This window comes from Mesonia sp. K4-1 (genome assembly GCF_008017825.1).
Classification (GTDB): domain Bacteria; phylum Bacteroidota; class Bacteroidia; order Flavobacteriales; family Flavobacteriaceae; genus Mesonia.
The window spans coordinates 1-22714 of sequence record NZ_VRLS01000016.1 but is presented as its reverse complement, the minus strand read 5'-3'; the positions used below and the strand labels follow the sequence as shown (position 1 = coordinate 22714).

Sequence of the window (22714 nt, the reverse complement as noted above, 5' to 3'; positions counted from 1 at the left end):
TAAACTATGAAAACACATAAAGATTTAGAGGTTTGGAAGAAGTCCATAAGCTTAGTTACTGAAATTTATTCAATAACAAAGTCTTTTCCCAAAGAAGAAATGTATGGGCTGACAAATCAGATACGCAGATGCGCAGTTTCTGTACCGTCCAATATAGCAGAAGGTGCCGCTAGGCAAACCAACAAAGAATTTATTCAATTTTTGTATATTGCTTTAGGAAGTAATACAGAATTTGAAACTCAGTTGTTAATTGCCTATAATTTAAATTTTATAAATGAAGTGGATTATGATAATTGTCATCGAAAAGTTGATGAAATCGGAAAAATGCTCAGTGGTCTAATTTCTTATAGAAAATCAAAATATTAATACCTAGTCTCTAGTCTCTAGTCTCTAGTCCTGAGTCTCTAATTTCTAACTCATGTACACTAACATCATAAAACCTTTAACCGATTTCCTAGCTGCCTTCATCGGTTTACTCTTATTGAGTCCAATTTTTATCATAGTAACTATTGGTTTGTTTTTTGCGAATAGCGGCCAACCCTTTTTCTTTCAAGTTCGACCTGGTAAACATGAGCAACTTTTTAAGATCATCAAGTTTAAGACGATGAATGATAGGAGAGATAAGGAAGGGAAGTTGCTTCCAGATGCTCAACGTTTAACTTCTATAGGGAAATTTGTACGCAAAACCTCTTTAGATGAACTCCCACAGCTCATCAATGTATTAAAAGGAGATATGAGTTTAATAGGACCGAGACCTTTATTACCTCAATATTTAGCTTTATATACAGAGCAGCAAAAGAAAAGACACGAACTGCGACCAGGAATTACAGGCTGGGCACAAGTGAATGGAAGAAATGCGATTTCTTGGACAAAGAAATTTGAATATGACGTTTGGTATGTGGAACAGTGTAGTTTATCTTTAGACCTAAAGATTCTTTTTAAAACGATAAAAAAAGTGATAATTTCTGAAGGAATCAATACCAACGGACAAGCGACCACTACTGCTTTTAACGGTAAAAATTGATAACTATGAAAAAAATTGTAATTATTGGAGCGGGAGGATTTGGCCGAGAAGTTAAAGTGCTTATCGATCAAATTAATGCGTCTTTAGATAAGCCTAAATATCATATAGAAGGCTTTTATGATGATGATCAAAATCTTCCTCACCTTATCAACGGATTACCTCTGTTAGGATCTATTAAAAATTTACTTGAAAGGGAAGAAGATATTTGTGTAGCCATGGGGGTGGGAATCCCTCAAGTGAAAAAAAATATCGTAGAACAATTAAAAAGTATAAACTTTGATTTTCCTATTCTTATACATCCAAATGTTTATATAGGTGATGACGTGAAGATAGGTGCTGGAACGGTTATTTGTGCTAATAATATTTTAACTTGTAATATTGTTGTTGGTAGTTTTGTAACGTTAAACCTTAGCTGTACTACTGGACATGATTCTAATATTGGTGATTATAGTTCTTTTATGCCCTCTGTTAACATTTCTGGAGAGGTTAATATTAAAGAGGCTGTGTATGTGGGAACTGGAGCTAAGATCATCAACCAACTAGAGATAGGAGCAAACACCACAATAGGGGCAGGAGCAGTAGTAGCTAAATCACTTCCTGCAAATTGTACCGCCGTAGGCATACCAGCAAAGGCTATTAAGTTTCATTAAAATGATTAGGTATTCGTACTTGTCATCTAATAAAATTATCCTCTAATTATGAAAAACTTTATATTTCTCCTTTTATTCCTGTTCAGCTCGTTAAGTCCGAACTTCTCTGCGACTACAACACCTACACGGGTAGAGGGCATTCAGCCTCTTACAGAAGTAGTTTATGTGACTAAAACAGGAAAGAAATTTCATAAGAGTAGCTGTCGGTATTTAAAAAGCAGTAAGATTAAAACTACCAAAGCGGAAGCTAAAGATGCGGGGTATACGGCTTGTAAAGTTTGTAAACCGTAGAGATTAAGTTTTTATCTTAGAAAAATCTCTTTAAAAAGGAATTCAAGGTGCTAATAAAAAGATATTTCGACTTCACTACGTTGCGCTTAATATGACAGTAATTTCTAACTAATATTAATATTTTTACTTTTTCTCATTGCCAGAAAAAGTAAGAAACCCGCCCGACCGGTACGGGCAGGAAGGTCTAGGCTCACGAACCTTACTCTAAATTGTATGTTTGTAAGCTAAATTTTAGGAACTCGCCCGATTGCCATCGGTCTCAGACAGCCTAAAATTTTACGCTTACTGCACTGCCAATTTCACGAGCAATTTTCGATAGGCCGAATGCTTTCAAAGAATATTTTATATTTATTAATAGAACGGGACCTTATGTCTTAAGTCCTACGTCCTATTTTTGCATTCTTGCATCTTCCGTAAAAATTGACCTATCTAAAAATATATTGAAAATCAAGGAAGCAGTGAGGGCAAGAAAATGAAAAGCTGTTTGAGACCGACTGATAAGGAGGATGAGTTCTTTTCATTTGTGGTTGGGGATTCCGTAGTATTTTCTTATAGATTTTTAGTCAGTCTTGATCTTTTGCTTCGTTTTATATCAAGATAAATCGACTTTTAGAGATTCACGAATACTTAAGCAATAGGAAAGGGATGAGTAAAATGAAGAAATCATTAACGTTATTTCTATTTCACAAATGAAAGCTCAATACGGCAGGTTATTTTATGTCTGTCATTTCGATGGACGGAGGACTGAGAAATCTATTTAAAAAGAAGTTCGTTATATTAAAGTGAAAGATGCTTCATTTCGTTTCTCTCCATTCTGCATGACAGGTTGTTTTATATCTGTCATTTCGATGGACGAAGGACTGAGAAATCTGTTTAAAAGGATTTAGAGTTTTTAATGAAAAGATACTTCGACTCCGCTGTGCTATACTCAGTATGACAGTGATTTTTGATTTCGTTATAATTGCTTTAAAATAAAAATCCTTTACTCCATTGCGTTTTGTTCTGGCTCAGGTTACTTGTCATTTCGATGGACGGAGGACTGAGAAATCTATTTAAAAAGAAGTTCGTTATATTAAAGTGAAAGATGCTTCATTTCGTTTCTCTCCATTCTGCATGACAGGTTGTTTTATATCTGTCATTTCGATGGACGGAGGACTGAGAAATCTTTATAAAAAAGAGTTCAGAGTGTTAATTAAAGAGATATTTCGACTTCACTACGCTGCGCTCAATATGACAGTAAATGATTGTCATTCCGACAATTTTATCATTTCGATTAATAATTATTAAAAAAATATAGAAAGGGAGAGAATGTTTTTATTTGATGTCCTTTTTTAGTTTATCAAGATTTTGTCTTGTATCAAAAATGGTAATGATTTCAATTTCTTTTTTTTCAATTGCTATTCGGTAATAAATCGTAGTTTGCTTAGTGAGAACACATTTATAAAGATTTTTAAATTGCGATGATTTCGGACAGCTTTGTGGTTGGATTGATATTTGCTTAATTTTATCGTTCAGTTTTGAAAGAAACTTGTCACGTGTTTTTAAGTTCCACTCTTCCAGTAAATATTGAGATAACTTTAGAAGTTTGGATTCGGCAAGTTCAGATAAGAATACTTTCATTAAGAAATTTTCTTTAAGAATGATTCATACGAAACTCTTTTTCCTTTATTCAATTCCTCAATACCTTGTTTTATTTCAGATTGTTCAGATAGAGTTAATTCCTCCCAAAAATCAACTTTTTCTTTTTTTACAAAATCCGCTATTTTTTGGATAAAATCAGTGTTTTCTGTCTCCAAAATCGTTTTTAACAGTTCAAGTTTTGCCGTTTGAATATCCATTTTGAAATTTCTTGATTTAATCAAAGATACAAAAAATATAATTCTGTTCGGGTTTGTACCAAGGTTCTAATGCTGTAAAAACTCATTTTAAAAATTAAGATGATGACACTATATGAATTTATACTTTTAGATAAAAACCAACAATATGAAGTTACTTTTCAAAAAGGTGAATTTGTAGATGCTCATTTAGAAACCAACAAACGTTTTGCACTATATGCAGTAGATATTTTCTAAGGAAAAGAATGTGAAAAAATTAAATACTTTTAAGATTCCTTAAGCAACTTTTTTTGCTGGTGAAGCTGTCGTTCTGTTTCTTGGATCACTTTATGGAAAAAATCTTTAGATTCTTCGATTATTTGATACGTGTCTTGAAGCCTTACGAGTTGTTTTTCTAAATTCTCTATACTCTTCTTAAGGAAGTAAGGTGTTTTTTCTTCGTGTACCTCTAACGCTGCTCGTTTCTTATTAAGCATAGACCCCTCTTGGCATAATAACCAAGCTGGATTTAATTGTTTACACTTGCTATAGATAAGCTCAGCGTCAAAGGTTTTTCTGCTTTTCCAATTGGAAAGTACTTGAGGTTGTACACCTAGATGATTAGCAAATTCACTATCGGTTTGAAAACCATAATGTTCCTTAATCTTATTCAACATTTGAGCTTTGTTAAGCATATAGAAAACAATTTGTGTATTTTAACTATAAACATTTTGTTTAAACACAAATTGTTTATATATTTGAAAACTAATGAATTGGTTAGTGTTCCGCTGGAGGAACAAGTTTTAAAATTGTTAAATATACAAAAAAATGGAACAACCCTGTCAGGCTGCCATTATCAAATTCTTAGCAGAAAAATATCAAATCAGTATGCGGTATGTTAGGTATTGTTTAAAAGAAGAGCGCCACCCTTCATTTGCAGACAATTTGAAATGTGATTATCAAAAACTTATACAGAAGGTCATGCACGCTATCAATGAGGAAAAATTTAATCAAAATTAAAATCCTATTTTAAAATTTTACCAAAGCTGTATTTAACCTTATAAACTTTAAAACGAATGCCTATGATATAAAACGAAACAATAAGAGGACTTCTGGACTCCGCTCAAAATGACAAGGAGGAGAAAATTAAAGGGATGAGATGCTGCATCAAGCCCGCCTAAATGAATTATTTAATTCGGGCAGGTTCAGCTGACGTTCGTATAAGTTTAGCATGACAGTAAATGTTGAAAGCTAAGAGTTGAATTGAACTTTTTGGAATGCTAAATTTAATTCCAAATATCCAAGTATAGCATATTGTGGCCTACTTTTAGTTTTCGTAGCAAAACGAGTAAAAGCTGCAGCGCGGGCAGAGGAGTATAGCCTAGCGGAGCGATTGCTATACGCAGGATAAAGCTTTTATGTGGTTTTCAAGAAGGCTAAAATCAGCCTAGATTTTTGCTTCTTTTCAGCGATGGAAAAGAAGAGAGCATCAATCAGCCTAGACTCCTGCCCGTACCGGTCGGGTTTGTTTAGCTTACACTTAGCTGTTTTATTGGAGTTCGTGCATCTTCTACCGAAAAGGTCTTTTCGGCGATGGAAATCGACTTTGGGGATTCACGAATACTTAAGCAATAGTAAAGTGAATGAGTAAAAGAAAAATGATAAAACAAATTAACTAACACCCTAATGCCTATGAGTTAAAAAGAAACATGAGATTTTGGGTTTACCCTGAATGATATTAGTTGCTATTGCTAAATGCAAGCATTAACAGGATGAGATGCTGCATCAAGTGCAGCATGACATACGTACCTAGTATTGCATGACGCTAATTGCAAATAGCTAAAATAAACAAGCCTTTCTTTTCCCCTTCCTTCGGAGGGGGCTAGGGGGAGGACAATAAAAAGCCCCCTCTATACTTTGACCGGCAAGAGAAGGCTAAACATTAATTTACTCAACGTAATTAACAGTACAAAGTTATGAAATTTTCTTACAGGCAGTACCTGTTAAGGATAACTCTTTTATTGATAGGAGTTACTTCCTTAAGCGGGTTCTGCCAACAAATCATTGAGGGACAGGTTACTGGTCCCCAAGATCTCCCTATCCCAGGGGTGAACATTCAAATACAAGGGACTAACCGAGGAACCACCTCTAATTTTGAAGGGGAGTACCAATTGGTAGCATCACCGCAAGACACCTTGGTCTATACCTATATGGGCTATGTCTCGCAAAAAGTTGCAGTGGGAGAGCAGACCCAAATTAATATACAGCTAAAAGAAAACGAGAACTCTTTAGGCGATTTGGTGATCAATGCGGGTTATTATACCACTACCGAGAGGGAGCGCACAGGTAATATCGCCAAGGTCACAGCCAAAGAGATAGAACTGCAGCCCGTGGTAAGTCCGTTACAAGCCCTCCAAGGAAGAATGGCAGGGGTGGAGATCAGCACGGGAACCGATACCCCTGGCGCAGCGCCCAGCATTCGTATTCGCGGACAAAATAGTCTGCGCAGTGAAGGGAATTACCCCTTATATATCATTGATGGGGTTCCTATCAACTCCACTCCTGTAGAGAGTAATAGTAGTCTAAGTTTTTCTGGAATAGACCCACTGAGTACGATGAACCTGAATAATATAGAAAGTATTGAGGTGCTAAAAGATGCTGATGCTACGGCGATTTATGGCTCTAGAGGAGCCAATGGGGTGATTTTGATTAGCACTAAAAAGGGGAAGGGGCAAAAAGGGATTCAAGCCAGAATTTATAATGGAGTATCGACCGTTGCCAATAAACTAGATCTATTAAATACCCAACAATACCTTGAAATACGACAACAAGCTTTTGCTAATGATGGGGTAGAACCCGATGAATATAATGCCTACGATTTGTTGCTTTGGGATCAAAACCGAGAAACCGATTGGCAGGAAGAGTTTTTGGGAGGTACGGCCGATATTAGCGATGTGAATATTTCCGCTCAAGGCGGAAGTGACCAGACGCATTTTAGATTAAATGGATCATTTCACCAACAAGGGACAATTTACCCGGTAGATTTACAATACCAAAAATTTACAGGTGGGGCACACCTAGACCATCGTTCTAAAGATGAAAAATTTCAATTGGGGCTGGCACTCAACTATGGAGTAGATCAAAATGAACTGATGGCGAGCGGAGTTAATTTTAGGAGTAAAGCTTTTAAACTCGCCCCCAATGCGCCAGCAATTTACCTAGAAGACGGCAGCCTTAATTGGGAAGAATGGGGAGAAGCCGGATTAAATAATCCATTAGAGGGTGTATTTAATACGGGTACTATCAAGTCACATAATTTAATTTCCAGCCTTAACCTCTCTTACCAAATAGCCAAAGGATTAGAGCTGAAAACCAACTTTGGTTTTACCCATTTCAATAGTGATGAAGTCGTAAAAATGCCCCAACGCTCGTATAACCCTTCATCCATGCCGTTGCACCGATCCCTAAATACCCAAAGTCGGCGTCAGTCTTGGATCATAGAACCCCAACTTAATTACCAACACCAATGGGGAAAGTTAAATCTTAACGCGTTATTGGGGAGTACGCTTCAAGAGAATCAGTACGATACCTTTAGCGTACAAGGAGAAAATTATGTGGCAGAAGCTTTAATTGGAAATCTTGGGGCGGCAGAAAGCCTGATCAATGCACAAGCCAGAAACACCCAATACCGCTACCAAGCAGCATTTGCCAGACTCGGAATAAACTGGGATAAAAAATACTACCTGAACCTTACCGGGAGAAGGGATGGTTCTTCTCGTTTTGCCCAAGGAAATCGCTTTGCTAATTTCGGAGCTATTGGTGCGGGGTGGATTTTTACCGAAGAGTCCTTTTTTAAACAGCACCTCGCATGGTTATCTTTCGGGAAACTGCGAGGGAGTTATGGAACCACGGGGAGTGATCAGATTCCAGATTATGGATACCTAGATGCTTATGAAGCTACTCCTGGTCCGGGTGGACTTTACCCCACGGGTTTGGCTAACCCTGCTTATTCATGGGAGGTCAATAAAAAAGCAGAAGTGGGGATGCAGTTAGGGTTTCTAAAGGATAGGATCCATTTGGGGGTGAGCGTCTACCGCAACCGTTCTTCCAATCAATTGGTGGCCTATCCATTACCAGCGACTACAGGATTTAATAGCGTACAAGCCAACTTACCGGCGACTGTAGAAAATAGGGGGTGGGAAGTAGAATTTTCTAGTGATAATATCCGTAAAGGAAACTTTCGTTGGCAGACTTCCTTGAACATGAGCTTCCCGAAAAACGAACTGATCAGTTACCCTGGTCTAGAGCAATCTCCCTATGCCCATACCTACCGAGAGGGACATCCGCTAAATATAGCGCTCTTATATGAATATGAGGGTATAGATCCAGAAACGGGGTATTATCAAGTCATAGATCAAAATGGGGATGGCGTCTATGATCAAGAGGACAAGGTGGTGATTCAAGACCGCACCCGCGAGTATTTTGGGGGCATTCAAAATAGCCTCAGCTATAAAGGAATTTCCTTGCAATTTTTATTTCAGTTTGTCCAACAAGAAGGAAGTTTAACTTCAATGTTTAAATCAGGGTTTCCAGAAAACCAATTACAAGAGTTAATCAACACTTCGGGAACCACGCATCAAATATCACAGACTCCAGAGGCTTCTTTAGCCTATTCTAGGGTGGTAGATTCAGATTTAGTGATCGAGGATGCTTCTTTTATTCGATTGAAAACGCTCAATTTAAGTTATCAGCTTCCAGCAGATTGGACAACAGCTTTAGGAATTATGGAGGCCAAATTTTTTGTCGCAGGACAAAACTTGTGGACGTTGACCGAGTATAGAGGAATGGATCCCGATACCCCTATGGGTGGACTTTCTTTTTCTGGGCTACGCACTTTTACGACTGGAGTACAAATTAACTTTTAAAATGAAATCACATGAAAAATAATAGCTACATACATGCATTAGGCAGTATAATCATCATACTGCTCTTGATCTCCTGCCAAGACTGGCTGGACATCGAGGAACCCGACCATAAATTAGTGAGCAGTAAAGTGTTCGAAACCGAAGAAACCGCAGAAGCCGCCATGCAAGGGATTTACAATCAACTCTACCAAGCTAGTTTTAGTGCAGGTTGGTTGGGGAGTACCACCGTATTGGCAGGATTATCGGCAGATAATTTAGAGCTGATCAATAGTAATACTTTAGATTTATTACAGTTTCATCAGCATAGCTTACAACCCGATAATCCCTATAATAAAAACCTTTGGGGAAGCGCTTATAATATGATCTATATGGTCAATTCACTATTGGAAGGGCTAGAGGTCTCCACCAAAGTATCGCCAGAAACAGCACAGCGATTGGAAGGAGAGGCTCGCTTTGTTCGTGCTTTTACCTACTTCTACTTGGTGAATCTATACGGAGAAGCACCCTTGGTATTAGGAACCGATTACCAAGAAAATGCTGTAGAACCTAGAAGTTCTAAACAAGCCATTTATGAAAACATCTTAGCGGATTTAGGAATTGCAGCCAATGCCCTGGGAAATACCTACCCCTCGGGAGAGCGTACACAAATCAATGCCTATACCGCTAAAGCCTTATTGGCGCGGGTGCACCTTTATTTAGAGAATTGGGAATTAGCCGAAATTTACAGTAGTGAAGTGATCGCCGCTAGCGGAACTTACAGTTTGCCTACCGATTTAAATGAGGTGTTCCTAGCCAACAGCCCAGAGGCCATATGGCAATTATCTCCCGTTGGAGCAGGAAACATAACAACCCATACCAATGAAGGTTCGGTATTTATCATTAATCCCTATATCCCTTCTTTATCCTATGTTAAACTCATGAATGAGTTGATGGAGAGTTTTGAAAACCAAGATTTAAGAAAAGTGGATTGGGTAAATTATCATGAAGGTCTTGGCGTACACCACGCTTTTAAATACAAAATTCAAAATGCAACAGGAGAAGCGACCGAATATTCCATGGTTTTACGCTTGGCAGAACAGTATTTGATACGGGCAGAAGCCAGAACACATCAAAATGAGCTTCAAGGTGGGATCGCTGACCTCGATCAAATTAAATCTAGGGCAGGACTTCCATTGCTTGCCAACTCCAATCCTGGTATAAATCAACAGGTGTTACTGGATGAAATTTATCTAGAACGTAGAAAAGAACTCTTTACTGAATGGGGACATCGTTGGCTAGACCTAAAAAGAACAGATCGTGCACAACAGGTATTAAATTCCATTAATACAGACTGGCAAACTACCGATATATATTATCCTATCCCTGCAGAAGAACTTTTAAGTAACCCTAACCTCTACCAGAATCCCGGTTATTAAAAATATACAAAAAAATAATAAGATGATGGCAATTAAAAAATGTTGGCTCTATTTTATGGCTTGCCTACTTATCCATCCCTTAGTACTGGCACAAGAAGGGATTGAGAAGATCGACGGCCTTCGATACGGAACTCTCACTAATGGTTTTCAATATTTTATCAAAAATGTTGATGAACCCGTGGCTAAAACTAAGATGCAATTTTATATAAAAGCAGGTTTTGACCATGAAGCCTCCTTGCAACAGCAGTTGTCTCACTTAATTGAGCACTTAGCCTTTAAGCCTACGGAACATACACCAACCAGTATTAAAGATGAAGTATTTTTAGCTCGATTAGGAATGAACATTAGAGATATAGGAGGTTCTACCTCCAACCTGCATACCCGTTATAAGTTTCATGCTCCTAAACACCATCCTAAAGCTTTTGAAACCGGCTTGGATTGGTTTAAAGATATAGCTATGCAGTTACCGCTCACCAGCGAACATATAAATCTAGAGAAAGGTGCGGTAAGACAAGAATTCATCTCTGGAATACAAGATCATAAAGACTTTTTTATAACGGAAAAAAATTTAACGGCACAATTGTTTCCTTTTCGGAAACCTTACGATCAATTTCTAGATCACATCCAAAACTTTTCTCACAATGATTTAAGACGTTTTTACCACGATTGGTACCGGCCTGATTTGATGGCGATTATAGTGGTGGGGAATTTTAAAGATATTCAAGAGACTGAAAAGATGATTAGATCTAAATTTAAAGATCTTCCTGCCAACCAAGAACCTTATCCTGAGGTAGATATTCACGCTGCCCATAAAGGGAGGCCTTCCCAGTTTAAGAAACAAGTTTGGGAGAAAGGCTTTGATCCTTCAAAGAAAGAGGAGGTGGAATACCGATTCTATATTCGACAACCTGATATGGTCAATAGTCTTCATACCCGGAAAGGTTATCAGAAGTATTTGGCTTTTCAGTTGATGTGCGATGTGTTGTTTTATCGTTTTAAAAAGATAAATACTCCAGATATTATAGGAACGGTAGCAAGTTTTGATACGTATAAATATGGAGGTAACCCATTCTCTTTAGCACTTTATTTTTCTACTTACCCAGACAAGACCCAAGCAGCTTTTCAACTCGTGGTAGAGACGCTTTTGCAGCTTAAACAATACGGGGTTTTAGAGCAGGAATGGAAAAAAGTTAAAGAAGCTTACCTCTCACAAACCGTACAAAACGAAGTATCCTATTGGGAAGAAGCACTTAGAGATTATTGGATAAAAAACGAAGTCCTTTTCCCACAGGAAGACGAATTTTTCTACCATTGGGTGCAAGAACTCTCTATAGAAAAGATGAACGCTTATCTTCCACAGTTTTTATCTTCCTCTCCAAAAGATATAGGTATGATTGCTCCTCAAGGAAATAAAGCTTTACACTATACAGAAGAAGAGATTCGAGCTTGGATAGAGGAAGCTTACCGCAGACCTATACCTAAATACAAGGCACCAGAAGTGGTGAGGAGTTTATATAGTCCAACTCAAATAAAAGAGCTTCCTTTGGCGCCATATACTTTTAAGGCACCTCTGATTGACTATACTCAAGAAATCGCATTCCCCAATGGGGTGAGGGTGGTGCTGAAGCCTTATAAGCCGACTCCTGGTCTTCGGGAAAATTCCATAAAAATATCTGGGTTTACTACCCATGGAGCGAGTTGCTTTTCTAAATCTGATTATTATTCGGCACTCAATGCTCCAAGCCTCGTTACCCATCACGGAGTGGGTGAAGTAAAGGCTAAAGAGATTAAGAACCTGATGGAATATGCTAAAATTTTGAACTGCCAATCGTATATAGATTTTCAGGAAGCTAGTCTTCAAGCAGAAGGAAGTTTAATGCATACGGAAGAGATTTTACAATTATTGAGCCTTTATTTTCAACCTATAGATCAACAAGCTATTAATTTTGATGCTTGGAAAAAAGATGCTTTAGATTTTCGGAAATCTCAGAAAAACCTACGAGAAGATTTTAGAAATGGCATTAGATATGTGGTAAATGATAGTGCCATACCGCCTAGTTTTAATCTTCGATACCTCAAGGGAGAGGAAGCGATTAGAAGTATAGAGCAAACCGATAGAAAACGTAGTATAGAGATTTATCAACAAGTCTTTGGAGCCCCTGGAGAGTGGACATTTTTAGTGACTGGAAATTTTAGAAACAGCAATATTATTCCACTTTTACAACGCTACTTTGGGAATATTAAAGAAGTAGCTAAGAAAAAGCAGTGCGTTGAAAAAGATCAAAAACCAATTCAAGTAGCGGGCCCCATTAAAAAAGAAATGTATTCTAACAGGTCTATGGAAAATGTCATGTACGATCTAAGTTACTATCAAAGTCAACAAGGAACCAACTCCTGGAAGGAAACCTTAGAATTAAAAGTTCTCGGCCAATTGATTAAACGAAAATTAAATCGTTTACGGTATGAACTGGGATTTTCTGTCTATAATTTTGGTGGATATGGAAGATACAATCCTGATAAAAAACAATATCGAGCTCACTTTCAAGTTGCTTGTCAACCAGAGGAGCTTCAACCTATCCAGACTGAAATTCAATTGATGATAGAAGAATTATTAAAAGGAGAGATCTCAAAGGTTGATTTAAAGCAAGCTAAGGAAAGAATAAAAGGTTGGTATAAGAAGCCCGTATTAATGCAACACCGTCAGTTTCATGAGTTGCTTTACCAACATTTACGTTATGTAGAAACTTGGGTGCCTCTAGAGAATTATGCAAAGTTTATCGATCAAATTGAGATGGATGATATGGTGAGATTATCTCAAAGGTATTTAAAAGAAGAGAATAAAGTGGAAGTGATCTTGCGTGATAATGATATATAATAATATAAAGAAGCACATCTTTTTGATGTGCTTCTCTTCATTTTAAAAGGTGAATAAAAATTACAGTTTAACCGGCTCTGTTTTCGTTGTTTTTTTGGGTTGAATAGAGCTTTGGGTATCAAAAATAGAATGTACAGTACCATCTTGTAACTCGACTTGACATTCATTTTCTCCAGCTTGTCCACAATCAATTTCAGGAATGGCCATCCACTGATTGTTCACACGAATATAATCTAGTGCTTGTTCGTCATTTCTCTCTGCGGTCGCAAAGGATAGTCCCGTTGCGAATATCATCGCTAACACGGGAATTAAAAATTTATTTTTCATAATTTCTAATTTTAAATTAATATATAGGCCTACTCTTTTTTACAGGTTTTCGGCTACCCCTGGCGTGTTGCGCAACACTTATATTTTCTTTCTTTGTAATAGAAGGGTAAAAGTCAAGCCTATGCTTAGCAAACCCATACCTAATTGCCAAGGCAAGGAAAGGGTAATCCATCCCCCACCACAAGAACAAGAGTTGGGTACGGTATGGAAAAGACGGACGGCCACATAACTGGTGTAAATCGTTAACAGACCCAGACTAACATATAACCCGATACGCTGGGTGCGGAAAAATGCTAGCGCCCCGCCCGTAAACAATAAGAGAGTCGGAATGAACCAAGTGAGTGCCTCGACAGCGGTGGAGCCGAGATCTAATAAGGGGGCATTCCATAACTGGAGTTTCCAATCTTTTAAATGAAACAGCATAAAACTGCTTAGATAGAAATATAAAAAGATAAGGAGGCCAACTCCCCAATTGAAATAAGGATGTGTATGATTTGCTTTCATAAGGCATTGCATTAGAATAGCAAGGTAGAAAGCATATCGTCTTTTCCAGTAGGGTTTTCCCATACAAAAAGTATGGTAATAGCTTCAATTCTTATGTCTTACGTCCAAGAGAACAGCAGTCTTATGTCATAAGTTCAAAAGCGCAGCAGTCTTAAATCATAAGTCTAAAAAAAAGCGTAGCGTTCCTACGTCCTTTTAATAAAGATTTTATTTTCACCTACCCCCTTTAAACATTTAATCAGCCTCAAGTCCTGTTTCTTGTTTCTTGTTTCTTGGTTCCAAAAGCGCAGCGGTCATACGTCTTACGTCTTACCTCCAAAAGCGCAGCAGTCTTAAGTCATAAGTCTAAAAAAAGCGTAGCGCTCCTACGTCCTTTTAATAGAGATTTTATTTTCACCTACCCCCTTTAAATGTTTAGCCAGCCTCAAGTCCTGTCTCTTGTTTCCTGTTTCCAAAAGCGCAGCGGTCATAAGTCTTCCGTCTTCAGTCCCACAACCACAGCGATCATACGTCTTACCTCCAAAAACGCAGCAGTCTTAAGTCATAAGTCTAAAAAAAGCGCAGCGGTCTTAAGTCCTTTTAATAAAGATATTATTTTCACCTACTCCCTTTAAACGTTTAGTCAGCCTCAAGTCCTGTCTCTTGGTTCCTGTTTCCAAAACCCAAGCGATCATACGTCTTACGTCTTACCTCCAAAAGCGCAGCAGTCTTAAGTCATAAGTCTAAAAAAAGCGCAGCAGTCTTAAGTCCTTTTAATAAAGATATTATTTTACCTACCACCTTTAATCGTTTAATCAGCCTCAAGTCCTGTCTCTTGTTTCCTGTTTCCAAAACCCCAGCGATCATACGTCTTACATCTTACCTCCAAAAGCGCAGCGGTCATAAGTCTTACATCTTACGTCTTACGTCAAAAACCACAGCGGTCATAAGTCATAAGTCCATTTAAATAAAACCCAATTCCTTAGCGGCTTGCAACAGCGCCCTATCATCTTGATCTTCGACTTCAAATATTTCTTTCAAATTTTTCTTCCTACGTTGTACACCGGGGTGTGAAAGGGGTAGAAAATGGGTTAAATCTTTGGTTTTAGTTCCTATAGAAAGCTGATAGAGTAAATGCCGGTCCATTTGATCGAGCAGTAAATCGCTACTCACATATTTTCTTAAGGCTTGGCGAACCGTTTTGCTATAGTAGGGTATGCCTTCTAGAATGTCTAGGATGGCCTGTTTAATTTCGCCTTCGTTGACATCGTTTTTAACTAAAAATCCCTCTGGGTTAATGCTTTTAAAAATACTATGAATTCTAAAATTGTGATTATAGGTGGTCGCAATGACAATTTGGGTGGTGGGAAATTTTTCTCTTACCTTCAACGCAAAATCCTCCCCAGAATATAGGTGTTGTTGGGGCAGGGGAGGTAACTTTAAATCCATAAAAAGAATCCCTAAGGGTTGGTGAAGTTGGAAACGCTCTAGCGCATGAATAGCTTCAGATAAGCTATGAGCTTCATTCAGGTCAAATTGTATAGAGGTCTGTTGTTGCTCAACCCATTCAAAGGCTTTTTTATAGGCTGTAGTAATTAAGGGGTGGTCATCGACTAATAAAACGGGTAGTGGAGGTATCATGTATGAAAAGTTTAGTGGGTTATATATTGCCAATCTAGGGGGTAAAAACGTATGCTGATCTGAGTTCCTTTTCCTACATGGGTTTCAAGACTCCAAATCGCTTTTATTTTTTCTATGCGGTGTTGGATATTTGAAAGTCCAATGCCCTCTTTTTTCGAATGAGCATCAAACCCAATCCCGTTATCCCACATTTTTAAGAGAATTTCATCATCTTCTCTTATTTTCCAAAACAAATGAAATTGGGTCGCTTTGGCATGCTTGATTGTATTTAATAATACTTCCTGTACAATAGCTAACACATGGGCTTGTATAGGAGCAGGCCATTTGGTTTTAGTTAGTTCCATAGGAAATGAAGTATGGTAAGCAAGACCGTTAACCGGACATTGCTCGCTTAATAAAGCTTCCAGGTTTTCTAAAAAAAGTTTGTTGGCAGGTCTCTTTTTTAAATTATGGGAAATATCTCTAATTTCTTTTTCTATATGATGCAATTGGTCTAAATACTGTTGTTGTTCTTGGTTTGCTCTTTGCAAATGACGGAGGTCTAACATCGACCAATGCAAGCGTAATCCAAATAGTTTTCCTAAAACCCCATCATGGAGGTCTTCTGCAATGCGGTAGCGTTCTTCTTCTCTTTCGTGACGCAGCTGTTGTTCTCGTTCTTGTTTTCTTTGAAGTTTTTTCAATTGATTTTTTTGTCGGATATACATATAACCTCCTATGATAAAGACCCCCACTACACCTAGGAGTATGATTAAGCCCCTTTTTTGACGAACCAATTGCTCACTTCGTTGCTGATACTGTAGGGTTTCAAATTCAATCTTGGCGACTTTATGCCGTTGTTGACGCAGACTTTGCTCGCGTTCTCGTTGTAGATCTTCCCATTGCTGCACATAATTGCTGGTTTGTGGGGGGTCTACTTTGGTAAGAAATACGAGCGATGCCAGACTTTCTCGGTATAAGTCTATACTTTTAGAAAGGTGTAGCGCTTTTTTTGCCCAGTGGATCGCCTGAAGGCTATCTTGATGGCGGAGGTAGTAAGTGGCCAGGTGTAGGTTACTGATGGCGACCCCTGCTTGGTTATGCAGACTATCGCGCAAATGTTTAGCCTTATTTAAATCTGTGAGTAAGTGGGGGGAGGGCATTGTTTGCTGTTCTATAAGACTTACGGCTCTATTGTCTATTAATCTGGCGTATAGGGCAGGGTTCTTTATGGGAAGGGTGTTTCTTTGTAGGGCTTTTTCGTAGTAGTGGGTGGCCATTCTAAAATTTTCTTTTTTATACCATAGCAGCCCTATATTGTTATAGGCTTCTTCCTTTAAATAGCCAGTACTATTTTTGGGAATATGCTTAAAGGCCAATTGATGGTAATGCAGTGCCTTATCAAAGCCTTCTAAATCTTCATAGAGTAAACCCAATTGGGTATAGCAACGAAAGATTTGTAATTGTTTTTTGGCTTTTAGAAAGTAGGGTAGCGCCTTGTAAATATAATGTTCACTTCCCGTATAATCCAATAGCCTACCCTTGATAAAAGCCATGTTATAATACATTTTAGCTTCATAATAGGGATGTCGGTTTTGCCCATAATTTTCACGTGCCTTACTATAATGGTAAAAGGCAGGCGCATAATGTTCTTGGCGGAGTAAGAAACTGCCAAAATTCCACTGTGCTTCACCTTGGGCTATCGTGTCTCTTTGCTTTACAGCCTCTTCTAGAGCTTCCTGATTATAGGTGTAAAAAGTGATGGAGTCTGCCATGTTCAATGCTAGATCTGCTAGCTGTAAACGATACCTCAATTTTTGAGGAGAAGTAGGTAATTGGCTCACCTCCTTAGCCAAGGTATCGAAAAATTGAAGACGTTCTTCTCGCGTATTTTCTATCTCTTCGATTTGATGTATATAATCTTCTAAATGCGTTGCGGGGACGGGAGGTATTTTTTTTTCGGTACAAGCTATCCCAAAAGCAAGAAAAAGTAGTAGCCTAAGGAGATAATTCATAAAAGAAACGCCGGTTGAAAGCATAGCGAATAAATGGCTTACTAAAATAAGCAAAGGATTTTAAACTTGCTAATTTTCAATCCCTTGTACTTATAACCCCTAAGCATCTTTATCATCATCGGGCTCCTGACTTTGATCATCACCTGTATCATTGGAAGAATGGTTGCTAGTAGATTCGGTACTATTGGCTTGCTGGTTTTTATGAGGAGAGAGGTCTTCGTGAATAGGTACAGGAGTACATGCGTGGGCAGTGCCTATAATTATAATTCCAATTAAGTGGTGTTTTTTACAGATCATCATACTAGTTTTTGGTTGATAGTTGTTGTTTTTGATGTCTTTACTATGATTATGCTAGGCGAAGTGATAATAGTCTTATAGCCCTTTCACAGCGGAGTAAAAGCATCTAGGTAGGACCAAAATTATTTCTCAGAAACGATGATGGAGTAGGTTTATCCTATACTATTTGTAGGGTAAAACCATACTTTAATATGAATGGATTGAGGTAGATTTCTGCCGTATGTTCAATATAAGATCTATGGAAAATTACCGTCACATTTTAGTACAGTTGGAAGAGGAATTAATAGCAATAGAAACGGAGTTTGATGATCCGCTTATGCTTTCAGAAAAAGGGGTGCAGTTGAGTAAATCTTACCTAAGGAAGCTAAGGAGCTTAGTAGTCGAATTAGGGTTTGCCAGTGAAGAGGAGGAGTGTTATTTCTTTAAAAGCTTAAAACCCAAACTAGTGAGCAAGCTGATTTATTACATTAAGCTATTCACTATTGAAAGCAAACGCCCTCGCAGTAGTAGAAAAGCTCAAAAGCATTATTTACATACCGAGATCGATAAGCTACAGCATTATTTTAATGAGAATTTAGAATTTTACCACTACTACCGTAGAGGAGCGGTTAACTTAGATCATCATTTCTTTCTAAGAAAAGGAGCGAACCTCCGTTTGCATCCCGATACCATTCACTTTGTCACCGATGCTCAATTTTCAACAAGTCACGACAGTTCTGTAGCCACGATCATGGCCTATGATATGCTCATTGCTTATTTACAAAAACAACTGGAATGCACCAGTCGGCTCACCACCCCCGTAAAAAAATCAATTCCCCCAGTAAAGTGGTCTTGCAATAAAGTAGACCTTATCGAACTTATTTATGCCTTACACACCACTAGAGCGATCAATGGAGGAGCAGCGAGCATCAATGAAATAGCCTTGCTGTTTGAGCGGGTATTTACCATTGAACTGGGAGACTACTATCGTACTTTTTTAGAATTGCGTTCTAGAAAAATCAATCAGTTAAAATTTCTAGATCACTTAAAAGCTTCCTTACATCAACGTATGAAAAATGCCGATGCATAAGCACTAAAAAATTATATAGAATGGGTATTAAAAATCCATCACCCTAATTGGATGAGAACACGAGTCTGTTAGAAAATGGCTTAAACCTTTATGGTACTTAATATCAGTGAGAAAACATTGGGTAATTCTTCAGCAGAATGGGAGAAAGCTTTAGGCTACAAGCGAGAAGACACCTCGCTAACTTATAGCATCCTCTAGGCAAAGCCCTAGTGAGTCCACGGTACGACTAGATTGCTCTTAGGACAGTATTACGATCCTCTAGGATTATGTGGGAGGATAGTGGACTCGCTATGAAAATAAAATCTTTAATGAATAACTATTTAATTTATATACTATGGCACATTTAAATGAAAACAATCAATTGGTAGGCAGTTTAGGCAATTTAATTTTTCGCATTGTCAAAGGCAAAGTCATTGTACAGACGAAACCTGATTATGCTAAACTTAAACAAACCAAGGCCACTCAGAAGTCCGCAACAGATTTTGGTCGGGCTTCCACCGTCACTCAAAAGTTTAATGCAGGGTTACAGGAAATTGTACAAGGCTATCACAGTCCGGATATGTATAATCGAATGCGAAGTAAAATTTTACAAGGGATGCGCACCCATACTTCTTTACCTCTTGGTGAGAAGAATTTGTGGGATGGCACTCCCGAACTTCTTGAAGGTTTTGAATTTAACCATGAAAGTCAGTATAAAGATTTTTCTGATTTATGGGTAGTCAACTGGCAGCTGGATGTGGAAAATCGAGTACACTTTCAACAAAAGGCATTTGTTCCCAAAACCCATCTTCATTGGCTCCCTTTTACGGGACGGTTAGAAGTAGCCTATTGGATAGGAGCATTTCATAAAAAAGATTATAAGCCCACGCAACAGCACTTTATAAAATTCGAGGTGTATCCAAATTATACCGAGGTACCTATTCAAAATTTTATAAGCGATGCTTTTCCCACGGAGAGTTTGATTATTGTCGCTGCGAGTTTATTATATTACAAATTAGATCCGGTTGTGGGAGAAATATTATTAAACCATAAGCAATGTCATCCCGTACGAATTTTAAAAGTAATGAAAACTTGAAGGGGAATAGTTTGGTATTAAGTATGGAAAGAATAGATATAAGACTTTTATAGAAAATGGACATATGACTTTTAGACGTACGAGGCTTAGACCTCAAACGATAAATTTAGAACTACGAAATACTTCTGAATACGATTACTCCATGTGTCGTAATCACCCGTACGTAATGGTAGGGCGGGCTCGAAGTAACAAATAAAGAACCTGTCATATTGAGCGTAGCGCAGTGGAGTCGAAATATCTTTTAAATCAATACTCTGAATTCCAGTTGAAGCAGATTTCTCAGTCCTCCGTTCATCGAAATTACAGATAAAAGTCCCCTCTATCGAGAACAGAGTGTAGAGATTTTATTTACTTCTCGTTCCGATTTTAACAGGAATGCTTTTAATGCAATTTTCATTTTCAATAGATGAGAAGATTTTTAAAATGATTGAGGTAGGATTTAGGGCAAATGACAATTTTATTAGAAATTTTCTTTTTTAATGAAACATTTCTTCTTTTCCATTGCCGAAAAGACCTCTTCGATAGAAGATGCACGAACTCCAATAAAATAGCAATGCGTGAGCTAAGCAAACCCGCCCGACCGGTACGGGCAGGAGTCTAGACTGATTTTCCTGAACTTGAAAATCTGCTAAAAAACTTTATCCTGCGGATAGCAAATCGCTTCGCTAAGCTATCCTCTCCATCCAAGGCTAAGCTTTTTCTTGATTTTACTACGCACATGAAAAATAGGTCATGTCTTTTTAAATAATAGATCAAATATCCTTAGGAAGCCTTCGACCTATCGAAAAAATAAAATAAATTTACAACACCTCAATATCTAAAAACTACAAAAAAGACATCAAAAAAGAGTCAACCTATATCAGTATAATACAATCGAGTTAAATTTGGATTTTTTACCAATTTTTGGTAAATTTGATTAAAAATAAAACAATGAAAAATACATCCATATCACTCGGAAATTATTTTGACCAATTTGTACAAACTCAAGTTTCTGCTGGTAGATACAAAAACGTTAGCGAGGTTATCAGAGCTGGCCTGAGAATGTTGGAAAATGAAGAAAGTAAAGTAATTGCATTACGAAACGCCATACAAGAAGGATTAAACAGTCCATTAGTGGAGGATTTTGATTTTGATGAAAATCTGAAAAGACTAAAAGCAGAAAAAAGAAAGAATGGCTAAAGTTATACTGAGACAAGAAGCTATTGATGACTTAAATAGTATTTGGGATTACACTTTCGAAAAATGGTCCGAAAAGCAAGCTGATAAATATTATGCAACAGTTAAAATAACTTGTAATGGAATTGGAGATAATCCCGGTATTGGAAAAGAATATTACGGAATAAACAAAAACTTACTCGGAGTAAAATCTGGAAAGCACATAATATTTTATCAGCAAATCTCAAATGATAGAATAGAAATAATCAGAATTCTACACGAGAGAATGGATTTAAAAAATAGAATAAGCGAATAAAAAAACTACACCCAACAAAGAACTGAGGTAAAAACCAACTCTGCCACTACATTAAATTTGAGACACAAATTATCAATGTCAAGTGTAAACAATTAAATCCAGCTTGGTTATTATGCCATGAGGGGGCTAGGCTTAATAAGAAACGAGCAGCGTTAGAGGTGCACGAAGAAAACCACTTTACTTCCTTAAAAAAAAGTATAGAGAACTTAGAAATCATTGAGTAAGGCTTCGAAGTGCTTACAAAGCAATTGCGGTTTCTAAAGATTTTTTTCTCCAAGTAATTCAGGAAGCAGAAAGACAGATTCAATGTCAAAAAAAGCTGCTTGAGAAATCTTAAAAACGTATTAGTTTCTCACACTCTTTTCTTAAAACATATCTACTGCGTATAGGGCAAAACGTTTGTTAGTTTCTAAATGAGCATCTACAAATTCACCTTTTTGAAAAGTGACTTCATATTGCTGGCTTTTATCTAAAAGTATAAATTCACCTCTTAAAATAGATTTTAGATAATATTAGAGTAGGGGGTAAGAAAACAAAAAAGTGTTGTTATCCGGCAAATAATAGTTATAAACGACTATATTTGAGTTGATATAACCAGTTGCCAACCATTTACCAATCACACTCTGAAAAATGACATTATTCGTAGATAAATTAGAAAAATATGATTTAGGAGGTTTTACGACTGACTTAAAAAAAGCTGAATATATTTTAGCAGTACACGGACTGACTTTTGAAAAAATATTGAGTGAAACACCAAAAACGACTAAATTACCTTCTGGAATGTTTTCGACGGGAAAATATGTTGTTGCGTTTAACATAAGTTGGGATTTAAAAAATGTGAATATTGGATTTATAAATTATCAAACGGATTTAGACAAACATTTTGACGTGTTTGCGGACTCTATGTCGCCTAAATCAGTTGCAGGATTCCATAAATTCCGAGAAAAAATAAAATCAAAAGACCAATCCGAATTGAATAAAATCGAACTTTCCGATAACGATTCTGATTTTGTAATAGCTTACGGAAATTATATTGAACATCGGAATCGTCAATAAATAATATTTCTGGAGTTTTAAGTTGTTTGAATTTTGACATAATATTTGAAATTAAAATTAATGATCTGAATAAAAAACGGTTGGCAACAACGTGTATAATTAATTGCTTTTTTGTGCTTACTTACGAAAATTCCTGCGGAATTTTCTCTGGCAAGTAAAAGTTTGCTAAATTAGCTACCCAACCACGCAACTAACCATAGTGTGCCAAGAATCAACCATGGCAATAAAAGGGTTGAATGCTGTAAATAAGATGATGGTAGGTCCATCAGAGTCGTTGTATAGGCGATGGCTCTAAACCACCTAAAGG

At 37.4% G+C, this 22714-nt stretch carries 22 protein-coding genes; 14 read left to right on the top strand and 8 right to left on the bottom strand.

Going from position 1 to position 22714, the window contains the following annotated elements:
* Nucleotides 1-6 precede the first annotated feature (6 nt).
* Genes FT986_RS03985 through FT986_RS03970 form a run of 4 tightly spaced genes read left to right on the top strand, consistent with a single transcriptional unit; the run spans nucleotide 7 to nucleotide 1965 of the window.
* A complete protein-coding gene (locus FT986_RS03985; RefSeq protein ID WP_147863959.1) occupies nucleotides 7-366 on the top strand; it encodes a four helix bundle protein in 360 nt (119 codons plus the stop codon).
* 52 nt (nucleotides 367-418) lie between these two features.
* Nucleotides 419-1024 carry a sugar transferase gene (locus FT986_RS03980; RefSeq protein WP_147863958.1) on the top strand — a complete coding sequence of 202 codons (606 nt, stop codon included), beginning with the start codon at nucleotides 419-421 and terminating at the stop codon, nucleotides 1022-1024.
* Nucleotides 1025-1029: 5 nt separating this feature from the next.
* Nucleotides 1030-1674, top strand: coding sequence for an acetyltransferase (locus FT986_RS03975; protein ID WP_147863957.1), 645 nt, complete (start codon nucleotides 1030-1032; stop codon nucleotides 1672-1674).
* A gap of 48 nt (nucleotides 1675-1722) precedes the next feature.
* The gene (locus FT986_RS03970; protein WP_147863956.1) at nucleotides 1723-1965 is read left to right on the top strand and encodes a hypothetical protein; all 243 of its coding nucleotides are present in this window, start codon (nucleotides 1723-1725) and stop codon (nucleotides 1963-1965) included.
* Between the two features lie 1314 nt (nucleotides 1966-3279).
* Here the strand turns inward: FT986_RS03970 and FT986_RS03965 are convergent.
* Together FT986_RS03965 and FT986_RS03960 are read right to left on the bottom strand one after the other, a co-directional pair.
* Entirely contained in the window at nucleotides 3280-3585 is a 306-nt protein-coding gene (locus FT986_RS03965; RefSeq protein WP_147863955.1) for a type II toxin-antitoxin system RelE/ParE family toxin, read from the bottom strand.
* Nucleotides 3585-3803, bottom strand: coding sequence for a hypothetical protein (locus FT986_RS03960; RefSeq protein ID WP_147863954.1), 219 nt, complete (start codon nucleotides 3801-3803; stop codon nucleotides 3585-3587). Before FT986_RS03960 ends, FT986_RS03965 begins: the two co-directional genes overlap by 1 nt.
* A gap of 99 nt (nucleotides 3804-3902) precedes the next feature.
* Between FT986_RS03960 and FT986_RS16115 the strand changes: the two genes are divergently transcribed.
* Nucleotides 3903-4037, top strand: coding sequence for a hypothetical protein (locus tag FT986_RS16115; RefSeq protein ID WP_255505899.1), 135 nt, complete (start codon nucleotides 3903-3905; stop codon nucleotides 4035-4037).
* Between the two features lie 29 nt (nucleotides 4038-4066).
* Here FT986_RS16115 and FT986_RS03955 read toward each other — a convergent pair whose 3' ends face one another.
* On the bottom strand, nucleotides 4067-4456 hold the full coding sequence (locus FT986_RS03955; RefSeq protein WP_187248569.1) for a helix-turn-helix domain-containing protein: 390 nt from the start codon (nucleotides 4454-4456) through the stop codon (nucleotides 4067-4069).
* A gap of 151 nt (nucleotides 4457-4607) precedes the next feature.
* Here FT986_RS03955 and FT986_RS03950 point away from each other — a divergent pair, with 151 nt between their 5' ends.
* From FT986_RS03950 to FT986_RS03935, 4 genes are all read left to right on the top strand, one after another.
* Nucleotides 4608-4799 (top strand): hypothetical protein, encoded by a 192-nt coding sequence (locus FT986_RS03950; protein ID WP_147863952.1) that lies wholly within the window; start codon nucleotides 4608-4610, stop codon nucleotides 4797-4799.
* 956 nt (nucleotides 4800-5755) lie between these two features.
* Nucleotides 5756-8704, top strand: a complete 2949-nt coding sequence (locus FT986_RS03945; protein ID WP_147863951.1) for a SusC/RagA family TonB-linked outer membrane protein — start codon at nucleotides 5756-5758, stop codon at nucleotides 8702-8704.
* An 11-nt stretch (nucleotides 8705-8715) separates the two neighbouring features.
* Nucleotides 8716-10119, top strand: coding sequence for a RagB/SusD family nutrient uptake outer membrane protein (locus tag FT986_RS03940; RefSeq protein ID WP_147863950.1), 1404 nt, complete (start codon nucleotides 8716-8718; stop codon nucleotides 10117-10119).
* A 22-nt stretch (nucleotides 10120-10141) separates the two neighbouring features.
* Nucleotides 10142-12994, top strand: coding sequence for a M16 family metallopeptidase (locus FT986_RS03935; RefSeq protein WP_147863949.1), 2853 nt, complete (start codon nucleotides 10142-10144; stop codon nucleotides 12992-12994).
* 60 nt (nucleotides 12995-13054) lie between these two features.
* Here the strand turns inward: FT986_RS03935 and FT986_RS03930 are convergent, their stop codons facing one another.
* The 5 genes from FT986_RS03930 to FT986_RS03910 all read right to left on the bottom strand — a co-directional run bounded on the left by FT986_RS03930 (nucleotide 13055) and on the right by FT986_RS03910 (nucleotide 17736).
* Entirely contained in the window at nucleotides 13055-13321 is a 267-nt protein-coding gene (locus FT986_RS03930) for a DUF6520 family protein (RefSeq protein ID WP_147863948.1), read from the bottom strand.
* Nucleotides 13322-13399: 78 nt separating this feature from the next.
* Nucleotides 13400-13825: a MauE/DoxX family redox-associated membrane protein gene (locus FT986_RS03925; RefSeq protein ID WP_147863947.1), complete on the bottom strand. Its 426-nt coding sequence runs from the start codon at nucleotides 13823-13825 to the stop codon at nucleotides 13400-13402.
* A gap of 942 nt (nucleotides 13826-14767) precedes the next feature.
* The gene (locus FT986_RS03920) at nucleotides 14768-15445 is read right to left on the bottom strand and encodes a response regulator (protein WP_147863946.1); all 678 of its coding nucleotides are present in this window, start codon (nucleotides 15443-15445) and stop codon (nucleotides 14768-14770) included.
* A gap of 11 nt (nucleotides 15446-15456) precedes the next feature.
* Nucleotides 15457-17463, bottom strand: a complete 2007-nt coding sequence (locus FT986_RS03915; protein ID WP_147863945.1) for an ATP-binding protein — start codon at nucleotides 17461-17463, stop codon at nucleotides 15457-15459.
* Between the two features lie 75 nt (nucleotides 17464-17538).
* Complete coding sequence (locus tag FT986_RS03910) at nucleotides 17539-17736, bottom strand: hypothetical protein (protein ID WP_222706181.1); 198 nt, start codon at nucleotides 17734-17736, stop codon at nucleotides 17539-17541.
* Nucleotides 17737-17956: 220 nt separating this feature from the next.
* Between FT986_RS03910 and FT986_RS03905 the strand changes: the two genes are divergently transcribed.
* The 5 genes from FT986_RS03905 to FT986_RS03885 all read left to right on the top strand — a co-directional run bounded on the left by FT986_RS03905 (nucleotide 17957) and on the right by FT986_RS03885 (nucleotide 22407).
* Nucleotides 17957-18805 (top strand): RteC domain-containing protein, encoded by an 849-nt coding sequence (locus FT986_RS03905; protein ID WP_147863943.1) that lies wholly within the window; start codon nucleotides 17957-17959, stop codon nucleotides 18803-18805.
* Nucleotides 18806-19139: 334 nt separating this feature from the next.
* On the top strand, nucleotides 19140-19880 hold the full coding sequence (locus FT986_RS03900; RefSeq protein ID WP_147863942.1) for a hypothetical protein: 741 nt from the start codon (nucleotides 19140-19142) through the stop codon (nucleotides 19878-19880).
* A gap of 930 nt (nucleotides 19881-20810) precedes the next feature.
* A complete protein-coding gene (locus FT986_RS03895) occupies nucleotides 20811-21059 on the top strand; it encodes a type II toxin-antitoxin system ParD family antitoxin (RefSeq protein WP_034041375.1) in 249 nt (82 codons plus the stop codon).
* Nucleotides 21052-21351: a type II toxin-antitoxin system RelE/ParE family toxin gene (locus FT986_RS03890; protein ID WP_147863941.1), complete on the top strand. Its 300-nt coding sequence runs from the start codon at nucleotides 21052-21054 to the stop codon at nucleotides 21349-21351. Before FT986_RS03895 ends, FT986_RS03890 begins: the two co-directional genes overlap by 8 nt.
* 630 nt (nucleotides 21352-21981) lie before the next feature.
* Nucleotides 21982-22407, top strand: a complete 426-nt coding sequence (locus tag FT986_RS03885; protein WP_147863940.1) for a hypothetical protein — start codon at nucleotides 21982-21984, stop codon at nucleotides 22405-22407.
* The last annotated feature ends 307 nt before the right edge of the window (nucleotides 22408-22714 follow it).